The sequence below is a fragment of the Psychrobacter sp. genome (genome assembly GCF_018260395.1).
GTDB lineage: Bacteria > Pseudomonadota > Gammaproteobacteria > Pseudomonadales > Moraxellaceae > Psychrobacter.
Map to the genome: position 1 here is coordinate 1 of NZ_JAGLBC010000081.1, position 11,105 is coordinate 11,105.

At 38.3% G+C, this 11,105-nt stretch carries 5 protein-coding genes; 4 read left to right on the top strand and 1 reads right to left on the bottom strand.

The annotated features are described in order from the left end of the window. A partial coding sequence (locus QZ265_RS07245) for an IS3 family transposase (protein WP_296404838.1) occupies positions 1-599 on the top strand: 599 nt, incomplete at its 5' end. On the opposite strand, the gene QZ265_RS07250 is transcribed toward QZ265_RS07245, so the two are convergent. After that, positions 563-1,261, bottom strand: coding sequence for a hypothetical protein (locus tag QZ265_RS07250; protein ID WP_296404840.1), 699 nt, complete (start codon positions 1,259-1,261; stop codon positions 563-565). The two genes, QZ265_RS07245 and QZ265_RS07250, sit on opposite strands and share 37 nt — an antisense overlap. 154 nt (positions 1,262-1,415) lie before the next feature. On the opposite strand from QZ265_RS07250, the gene QZ265_RS07255 reads away from it, so the two are divergent. The 3 genes from QZ265_RS07255 (at position 1,416) to QZ265_RS07265 (ending at position 10,982) form a co-directional block, all read left to right on the top strand. Continuing rightward, complete coding sequence (locus QZ265_RS07255) at positions 1,416-4,265, top strand: SNF2-related protein (protein ID WP_296404842.1); 2,850 nt, start codon at positions 1,416-1,418, stop codon at positions 4,263-4,265. A 126-nt stretch (positions 4,266-4,391) separates the two neighbouring features. After that, the gene (locus QZ265_RS07260; protein ID WP_296404845.1) at positions 4,392-7,589 is read left to right on the top strand and encodes a DNA methyltransferase; all 3,198 of its coding nucleotides are present in this window, start codon (positions 4,392-4,394) and stop codon (positions 7,587-7,589) included. Between the two features lie 3 nt (positions 7,590-7,592). Beyond that, a complete protein-coding gene (locus QZ265_RS07265; RefSeq protein ID WP_296404848.1) occupies positions 7,593-10,982 on the top strand; it encodes a DEAD/DEAH box helicase family protein in 3,390 nt (1,129 codons plus the stop codon). Positions 10,983-11,105: the final 123 nt, after the last annotated feature.

Here is an 11,105-nt window from a genome sequence, read left to right on the forward strand (position 1 = left end):
GTAAAGGTAAGATAACCACTAAGTCTCGTGATGACCAACAGCGTGCTGATGATTTAGTTAATCGTAATTTCAGCGCACATAGACCGAACCAGCTATGGGTTGCTGACTTTACCTACGTTAAAACGTTGAGTGGTTGGGTCTATACTGCGTTTATTATAGATGTGTTTGCCCGCTGTATTGTTGGTTGGAAAGTATCTCATCGTATGAACACCGATATGGTGATGGCAGCGTTAAATCAAGCTATTGCAGACAGAAATCATCCTAAAGATGTGATACACCACAGTGACAGAGGTGTTCAGTATTTATCCATTCGCTATACGGATAAGATGGCTGATTCTGGTGTCATTGCATCTGTTGGTACGACAGGTGATTCATACGATAATGCATTAGCTGAAACGGTTAATGGACTGTATAAGTCTGAGGTGATCGAGTATCTACAACAGCAGTGGCAAGGTGTGAGTGATGTTGAATTAGCAACCCTTGAATGGGTTGATTGGTTTAATAAAACACGTTTACATAGTACGATTGGTTATGTGTCGCCTTTTGAGTTTGAGAGACGATACTATGATAGTCTTAGTGAGTCAGACAAAGCTGCCTGACTCAAGCAATCCACTCTCCGATAAAGTCGGGGCGGTTCAACATATAACTCTCGATATCTATATGGCATTTTCTTTTGAAATCTGTGTTTTATACTTTTCGATGTAATACCCACCTTATAAAAAGACTCCTGGTCTTTAAAACACTCAATGATGTATAACAAGGCATTACCATTACTATTGGTATCGCAAAATGCTTGAAAATTATCACGTGTCCATCCACCAGTCACACCGGTGCATATAGGGCAACTACTACCTTTGTAATGTGATTCCGGTGTTCTTGTAAAGTCTCCATGTTTATCACAAGTAATGATGACAGGTGTACGACTCGTGATGTAATCAACTTTATCATAATTATATTTTTTGCCATGAACTGCTTGAGCTTTAGCCACAAAATCAGCATGGGTTTTTTCTTTATCACACAGCCTGCACCCAGGGCTTGATAAATGAAAAGGTTTTAAGTGGCTAGATAGGTGTTTTATAAACTTTCTATCATGCTTTTTGCAGTAGATGATAACTGAGTCTTCGATCTCATCAGGTATGAAAGCAATATAATCAAATGCATCATCGTATTGCTTTCTAGCTTTTGTACAAAAGCTTTTCCATCGATTTATTTGTGTTCTAGATGGTTTAAATTCATCTTTTTCGTTAATGTCAGCTGTCATAATCTTGGAGTTAAACTATGTAGATTAATGAATGTCTCATAAAGATACTATAATAATTAAACCGCAATATGAAGGTGGGTTTATAGATTAATCACTAGGTTGTTGTTACTATTTAAAAGAGAAATACCTTTGATAATAAGTTACCAATATAATTATGAATAATATAACCAATCACCAACTTAAGTATTTTGCTTGGGAAATCACTAAGCAGCGTAGTAGCTCAGATGAAGCTCGGATAGCACAGTCACTGTTTGATGCGCAGGTAGACGTAAACCCGCATCAGATTGAAGCGGCACTTTTTGCGCTGAGCAATCCTTTAAGCCGAGGTGTGGTTTTGGCAGATGAGGTTGGTCTTGGTAAGACTATTGAGGCAGCATTGGTTCTCTGTCAGTACTGGGCTGAGTATAGAAGAGACCTATTAATTATCTGCCCTGCTTCTTTACGTAAACAGTGGGCGTTAGAGCTGCAAGATAAGTTTAATTTACCAGTGCAAGTTTTAGACTTAACTACTTGGCGTAAACTACGTAAAGACGGGGTATACAATCCATTTGAGAACAAAAAAATCAATATTATTTCATATCCTTTTGCCTCTCGTATGGAGCATGAGCTAGCCAAAATACCATGGGATATGGTAGTTATCGATGAGGCGCACAGATTGCGTAATGCACATCGAGCCAGCAACAAGACAGGCAATAGTCTAAAGAAATCTTTAGCAGGGCGTAATAAGCTATTACTAACAGCGACGCCACTACAAAACTCGTTGATGGAGTTATATGGACTAAGTACGGTCATTGATGAGCACCTATTCGGTGACGATAAAGCATTCCGTCGTCAATACGTCAATCAAGATAATCTTAAAGGGCTGAAGCGACGTTTAGATCAGTTTGTACATCGTACTCTTAGAAAAGATGTTTTAGAGTATATCCCTTATACCGAAAGGCACGCATTAACGGTGCCTTTTACACCTAGTGAAAATGAACAAAGATTATATGATCTAATTAATAGTTATTTGCAACGTGATTTTAGTTATGCATTCCCTAAGCAACAAAGGCATTTAATTAGTATCGTACTGCGTAAGCTTTTGGCATCCTCTACATCTGCAGTTATTGCAACACTTCAATCTATTAGATCTCGTCTACAAGCACTTCTTGATACTCAAACTATTGATAAAGATTGGATTGACCATTTCATATTAGAGGAAGATATTGATGAGGAGTTATTAGAAGACTTAGAGTATGAAGCAGCAGAGGAGGCGCAAGGTGTCGACTCTGATCTATTAAAAGCTGAAATAGCAGAAGTTGATCAATACTTACAGTTAGCGAATAAAATTAACGAAGATGAGAAGTCTTACGCACTACTAACTGCATTAGATCGTGGGTTTGCCCGTATGTTAGAAATGGGTGCGCCTCAAAAAGCTGTGATATTTACTGAGTCTCGTCGTACGCAGCAATACCTGTTAGAGTTTTTAGAATCCTATGGTTTTGCAGGCAAGGTAGTGGCCTTTAATGGCAGTAATAACAGCTCAGTTAATACAGGCATATATCAAAAATGGCTAACCAAACACTATGGCAGTGATAGAGTCACGGGATCTCCGGCTATAGATAAACGTACGGCATTGATTGATTACTTCCGAGAGGAAGCTCAAATTATGATTGCTACAGAAGCTGCTGCAGAAGGGGTGAACTTACAGTTTTGCTCATTGGTTGTGAACTATGATCTGCCATGGAACCCACAGCGAGTAGAGCAGCGTATTGGTCGTTGTCACCGTTATGGACAAGCTTTTGATGTTGTTGTAGTTAACTTTATTAATGAGCGTAATGCAGCTGACCAAAGGGTAATGGAGCTGTTAAGTAAAAAGTTTGAGTTGTTTGATGGTGTCTTTGGTGCCTCTAATGAAATCCTAGGTACTATTGAAAGTGGTTTAGATTTTGAAAAGCGGATTCTTGAAATTTATGACAAATGTCGTACGAATGAGGAGATTGAACAAAGCTTTAATAAGCTACAAGATGAGCTAGAAGCTCAGATTAACCAAAAGATGCTACAAACTCGAGAGCTATTACTTGAACACTTCGATGCAGATATCCATGAGTTGCTTAAAATGCATAAGCAAAAAGCTGAAGAACAGCTGGATCGTATAAGCCGTTTCTTCTGGAGAATAACTCGATCCGTCTTATCCCCTTATGCCACTTTCCATCCTAAGCAGTTAAGATTTAGTCTAGAGAAACCGCCAACATTAAGTATCAAACCAGGCAGTTATCAACTGATTCGTAAAGGTGAGGCAGTACCTGATAATACTCACATCTATCGACTGACACATCCTTTAGGAGAGTATGTACTTAATACGGCTAAAAGTTTATCAACAAACAATGCCGAGGTTGTTTTTGACTACTCTAATTATTCAAAGAAAGTCTCTAGCCTTGAGTCCTTGAGTGGGCAATCTGGCTGGCTAGCGGTTAGTATTTTATCATTAGATTCGTTTGCAAAAGAAGAGCATGTCATATTAACAGGGGTGACTGACAGCAAGCAGGTACTCGATGCAGATATATGCTCAAGAATGTTACGTTTAGCTGGGCATACGCAGAAGGAAGATATATCTACTAAGCCATCTGACTTATTTGAAAGTATGCTAGATTTACAACACAAAAATCAGCTGAGTAAGGCCTTAGAGGATAATCAGGTATTCTTTAAACGCGAGCAAGATAAGATTGAAGACTGGGCAGAAGATCAAATGATGTCTGCGGAATCTGCTCTTGATGATATCAAACTTAAGATTAAGAGCTTAAAACGTGAGGCACGTCAGGCGGAAACGATTGAAGAGCAAAAATCAAAACAAGAAGCGTTGAAGAAAGCAGAACGTGAACAGCGAAAGCTACGCCAGAATATCTTCAATGTTGAAGATGAGATTGAAGAAAGACGTGATGCCTTAATTGAGAATTTAGAAAATATGATGCACAAAAAAAGCCACTTTGAAGTGCTTTATAGAATACGTTGGCAACTAACTTAAGCCACTAAAAAGTCATGGCAAAGCCTTTTGGATCTCTATTTATTAACCGGCTAATATGTTAAATTAGCCGGTTAACTATTATTTGCCAAGTTGTTTATTACAAGAACCTTATTTAAAGGACGTTTCATGAGTCAGTATGCCAATCTAAATCAAAAACTTAAGAATATATTTCAAATAGATCGACCTGATCTGGATTTTGGTATTTATCGTATTTTGAATGCCCGCCGTAAAGAGATTGCTGATTATTTAGACAATCGTCTGAAGCAAAAAGTTGAAAGCTATCTGACACAAGCCAAAAGTGACGTACAAGATAGTCAGCTTGAGAGTATAGCTCATGAGCTAAAAGAAGAGTTTGGTAAGCGAGCCTTTGATGATGCAGGAAAATTGGTTGATGAAGATGCTATCGAAAGCTCACTGGGTCAGCGCTATATAGCGCTTCTTGAGCAGTCAGGCAATGCTTTTGATGAGACTCAGGTGTACAGTCACTTATATACTTTCTTTAGTCGCTATTACGATGAAGGAGACTTCATCAGTCAGCGTCGCTATAAAGGTGATACGTATGCTATCCCATACGCTGGCGAAGAGGTGATGCTACACTGGGCCAATAAAGACCAGTACTATACAAAGTCTGGTGAGATGTTCAGCAATTACCGCATACGGTTTAATTCGATCGGTGAGTCTGATAAAACAGTTCTATTTCGTTTGTTATCGGCAGATACTGCTAAAGACAATCAAAAAGACAATGATAAAAATCGTCGCTTTATCATTTTATCAAAACCAAAAAAAATCACTCGTATAGATGAAGAGGGCGAGGAATACGAGGAAACAGTACATCCTCTTGAGCTTAGCTCAGATGGCAAAGAGATGACCATCTGGTTTGAGTATGCGGTTATGGACAGTAAAGCTAACCAGGATAAGCTGAATGTCGAGGCGCATAACGCTATCTTAGACAGTAGTACAGTGAGCTCACAGTGGGCTAAGCTGATGACTCATCCTGCGCCAACAGAGAAGAACCCTAACCGTGACTTACTACTTAAGCACCTAGATACTTATACCCAAAAGAATACAGCTGACTACTTTATCCATAAAGATTTGGGTAAATTCTTAAGTAACGAGCTTGATTTTTATATCAAAAATGAAGTGATGCACCTTGATGATGTGGTGAATAGCTCGAGCTTTGTAGAGATTGAGAAGAAGCTGGCGATGATCAAGTGCTTGCGCAAAATTGGTCAGAAGTTGATTGATTTCTTGGCATCGCTTGAAAACTTCCAGAAGAAACTATGGCTGAAGAAGAAATTTGTTGTATCTAGTCATTACTGCATTACTTTGGATCGTGTCGATGAAGACTTATATGACGAAATAGCCAGTAATCCTGAGCAGTGGCAGCAGTGGGAGGATTTAGGACTTAAAGTAGAAGGTGACTTCGTTTCAGATTGGGGGAAGGCTGCTTATTTGAAGTCGCATCCTTACCTAATGGTAGATACTAGCTTGTTTGATACTAGTTTTAAGGCAAAACTTCTTAACACAATTAATGATCTTGATGAGCAGACTGATGGGCTAATTATTAATAGTGATAACTTTCAGGCTTTAAACTTATTACAGCGAAAATATAAACAAAACATTGAGTGTATTTATATTGATCCGCCTTACAACACTTCTGCATCAGAAATTATATATAAAAATAGCTATAAGCATAGTTCTTGGCTTAGCTTGCTTGACTGCAGGCTTCTATATTCTCAGATCTTGATGACTTTAAATGCAAATATTTGTGTAACAATAGATGACTTGGAAGCTAATAATTTGGGTCTACTATTAGATGATATATTTGGAAAAGATAATCAGGCAGGAATCGTGCCAATTAGAAGTAATCCATCTGGGAGGCCTTCAGAACGGGGGTTTGCTTTAACACATGAATATGCATTCTTCTATGGAAATAGCAATGAATCATCGATTAATAGAATTGCAAGAACAAAAGAGCAGTTAGCGCGTTTTAATGAAAAAGATAGTGCAGGTATCTTCGAGTATAGAAACTTAAGAAGAGAGGGTTCGAACTCTGATAGGAAAGATGGCGAAAAACAATTTTATCCAATTTATGCAAATATCGAAACAGGTAAGATACGTGTTCCTAGAATGGCATGGAAAGAGAGTCAGCGTGCATGGGATGTTGAAGAAGAGCCAGTTAATAAAGAGAGTGTAATATATCCGATTAACGATAAGGGAGTTGAGAAAAACTGGCGGTGGAGTATGGAGCATGTCAAGGAAGATTACTCACAGTTTTTAGCAAGAATACCTAGGGGTGGAACTCCACAGGTTTATTATAAATACCGCCCTAAAACAACAGGGACTACTCCATTAACTCTCTGGACAGATAGTAAGTATTCTGCAACAGAATATGGGACTAAGACTCTAAAAGATCTATTTGAATTTTATAGCTTTTCTTATCCCAAATCCGTCTATGCTGTTGTAGATAGTATAGGAGTTTTAGGTGCTTTTGATAATACTGAGTGCAAAGTAATGGACTTTTTTGCTGGTAGCGGTACCACAGCACAAGCGGTCATGCATCTTAATCGTAAAGACAAGGGTAGTCGTAAGTATATACTAGTTGAACAAGGTGAGTACTTTGATACTGTGCTCAAACCACGTATTCAAAAAGTTGTTTATAGTGATGCATGGAAATCTGGTCAGCCATTATTACCCAAAAAAATAGAGGATGAAGCTAATCCGTATCAAGGTATCAGCCACTGTGTAAAGGTTATTAAGTTAGAGAGCTATGAAGACACCTTAAATAACCTTGAGCTTATCCGTACTCAAGAGCAAGAAGACTTGTTCGGTGACTTAACGCCGGAACAAAAAGATGACTATTTGATGCATTATATGCTAGATATAGAGAGCCAAGGCTCCCTGTTAAATGTGAATAGCTTTAGAAACCCGTTTGATTATCAGCTAAAAGTCGCAGCTGATAGTGCGGGTGCTTATACTGAGCAGTCGATTGACCTTATTGATACCTTCAACTACCTAATTGGTCTCAAAGTAGATACCATCGATTACCAGCTTGAACAAGGATTTGTACAGGTTATCGGCCACCTACGTAATGGCGAGGAGGTGACTGTATTCTGGCGTGACTGTGACAAGATTGGCTATGAAGAGCTTGATGCTTTACTTAAGAAGCTACGGATTAAGGCCTTAGATAGCGAATTTGATCAGATTTACATTAACGGTGATCACAACATCAATGCCCATTTGGTCAGTACAGAAGGTGCTGAAAAACAATTGAAAGTACGCTCGATTGAGCAAGTATTTTTCGAACTGATGTTTGCAGAGTAAATTATGGCTAAGAAACCCAAAAAAATAAACTTTCATGAACAGCTCGTCTTAGCCCAATGGCTATGGTCTAAATTTAATCCCGGACAAATTGAGGGGATGCAAAAGCTTCTTGACTCACCAGAGCATGAAGGTATTGAACACGAAGGCGATGATGCAGGACAAACAAAGTTCTTCTCTCAGTTAACAAGGACTTTATTTAATAGCCATACCATAGATGAAAGTACCTTACGTCGCTATGATAGAAATATCGTATGTTACTGGGAACAGATCACAGAAGCTCGTAATGAGCAGCATAATAGTAAACTCAATCTGAAATACTTTCAGTATTTATCATTGTTATTTACTGAGTACTATTTGGATCACTTTTTTAACCATCAACAGCAAATGTTGATTGAGCTAAATGATGCCGTTGCTGCTTATAACACAGACAAAAGTGATAGTGAAATCTTGCAGCCATATAATGCAGAAGACCTTAATAAGATAGCTTACTGGAGTGCAACAGGTAGTGGTAAAACCCTACTGATGCACGTCAATATATTGCAGTACCAATATTATATTGAGAAGGCTGGTCACACAGATAAGATTGATCAGATTATCCTGTTAACCCCAAATGAAGGCTTGAGTGCACAGCACCTTGAGGAGTTTGAGGTATCTGGCATTGATGCGATGATTTTTGAGAAAAATCGCTCACTCAATCAGTTTTTGCAATACGTGCAAATCATCGATGTAAATAAACTAGCAGAAAAAGATGGCGACAAGACAGTAGCTGCAGAGTCACTAGAGGGTCAAAACCTAGTCTTAATTGATGAGGGCCATCGAGGTACCAGTAGTGCAGGCGCTTGGATGAGCTACCGAGATACCATTACCAAAAGTGGCTTTAGTTTTGAATACTCTGCTACCTTTGGCCAGGCAGTTAGTAAGTCAAATAACGTGGTCAAACAGGAAGAAGAGGAGCAAAAGTCAAAAGCGAAGATGCTTTTTAATACAGGGGCATTAAGCAAGCTAAATGCTACTCAAAAGCAAGCCTTAGAGCTAGATGAGCTAGAAAAGCAAAAAGCACGTCGAGAGGCTTTGCGTGAAGTCTATGCTAAAAGCATATTGTTTGACTATTCATATAAATACTTCTACCAAGATGGCTACGGTAAAGAAGTTAATATTTTAAATATGAAAAAAGGCGAAAGCCAAGATAATCAGCAGCTTTACCTAACAGCCTGCTTGTTAGCCTTTTATCAGCAGCAGTATCTGTACCATAATAATGTTAGTCGTTTTAAGCAGTTTAAAGTAGAAAACCCCTTATGGGTATTTGTGGGTAACAAAGTTAATGATGATGACTCAGATATCTTGACTATCATTAAGTTTTTAGCTGACTTTTTAGACAGCCGTCATAAGCCTGAGACCATTAACTGGATTCATGACTTCATTACCAATAAATCACGATTGGTTGATAATAAGGGTAATAATATCTTTGCTAATCGTTTTGCACCTTTACATGGTAAAAAAGCCGAAGATGTCTACCAAAATATCCTAAGGCTATTTTTTAATACCAGCAGTAACCAGCGTTTAAACGTTGTCCGTATTACTCAAAATAAAGGTGAGCTACGCCTACAGGTTGGAGAAAGCACACCTTTTGGCGTGATCAATGTAGGTGATGAGAAAGGGCTTTATGAACACTGTGAGGCGCTAAGTGATAGCCACTTCATAAATGCTCGTACTGATGAGTTTTCACCAACCTTATTTGACACGTTAAATAATGATAACAGTGAAACTAACTTGCTCATCGGTTCACGCAAATTTACCGAAGGCTGGAGTAGCTGGCGAGTGTCTACAATGGGGCTGCTCAATATGGGAAGTGGAGAAGGCTCACAAATTATTCAGTTATTCGGTCGAGGAGTACGCCTTAAGGGTGAAAACTTCTCACTCAAGCGTACACCGCACAATATCTACAATTTAGCTGAATACAAAGATCTGTATTTGGATCTTTTACAGACGATTAATATCTTTGGTCTTCATGCTGATTACATGGAAAAATTCCGTGACTATCTAAATGATGAAGGTATTGTTCTTAACCAAGATCTAGTGACTTTAGACTTCAAGACCAATCGTATTAATGCGCCACACAGGCTCAAAACTTTGGCTTTGAAAGATGGCTATAAAGACAACCAACCTAACGGCTTTAAGGCGCAGTTTAAATTGTCTTTATTCGAAATACCCAAGCAGTATCAAGGTAAGACTAAAAAGCCATTTGTCACTTTAGATTTATATCCAAGACTCGAGGCTTACCATACTGATAAACGTAAGCGTAACGATGATCTAAAGGACAAGCGTCAAGAGCAAGAAATCTCACCAAGTGTGATGCCTTTCTTTAATTTTGATTGGCTATATTTGCAGTTGCAGCAGTATAAAATGCAAAGAGGCTATACCAACATTCGTCTTGACGTTAACGACTTAAAGCAGTTTTGCATGCGACCTATCAAAAATAGCCATGATGACTGGTATTTATTGTATGTCGACAGCGAGAAGCTAAGTCGAGATATAGAAGGCATTCGTTTTCAACAGAATGTCTTGCTAGAGTTATTGCAAGCCTATATGGATAAATTCTACAAGACCATGAAGAATGCTTATGAAGGTCAGTATTATGAAGTTACTGAGTTTGATTTGAGCGATGATGATTTACCAGTACATATCTGTGATGATTATGTTTTTACAGCCAAAGAAGGACAAAATAGCGAAGCAGAGCTATACTTTGAGCGCTTAAAAGTGCTTCAAGACTATGTGGACGATGGTAAGTTAGATAAGCTAGTCGATTGGGAAGATGGAGACTTAAGAACAGTACTGTTTGACAAGCACCTATACTATCCATTATTTAGTAAAAAAGATGAAGGGCTGCCCTTTACATGGTCACCTAAGGTATTTGACTATGATAGTAAAGGGGAGAGTAGTGAGGTTAAGTTTGTTGATGATCTTCAGGCTTATATAAACTCTAGTAAGAAATTAGATGAGCTTGATGATTATCATGTTTACCTACTCAGAAACCCGGATAATCGGTATAAAGGATTAGGCTTTGCCTTAGCAGGTAACTTCTATCCAGACTTCTTATTATGGCTTGTACATAAAGAATCAGGTCAGCAGTATCTAACTTTAATTGATCCAAAAGGCATTCGCAATATGAATACCGATGATGCAAAGATCAATCTTTACAAAGAGATTAAAACGTTAGAAGCTAAGCTTGATGATCAGCTGATATTAAACAGCTTCATCGTTACTACTACACCGATGAAAGAGCTGGTTAATAACTCGCTGACAGAGGATGAGCTTAAGCAGCGCAATGTTCTGTTTATGGTTGGTAATCAGACTCAATATCTTGATGATATGTTTAGAGTGATATTGAGTTAGAGTTATTAAAATATATGTTCCTCTTCATAACTCAATAGATTTGATAGTCTTTTAGAGTCACGTATATCTTTAAGAATTTGTGGTTTATAGAAGTTAGTGGAAAAAGCTAATGTTAGAGGTTTG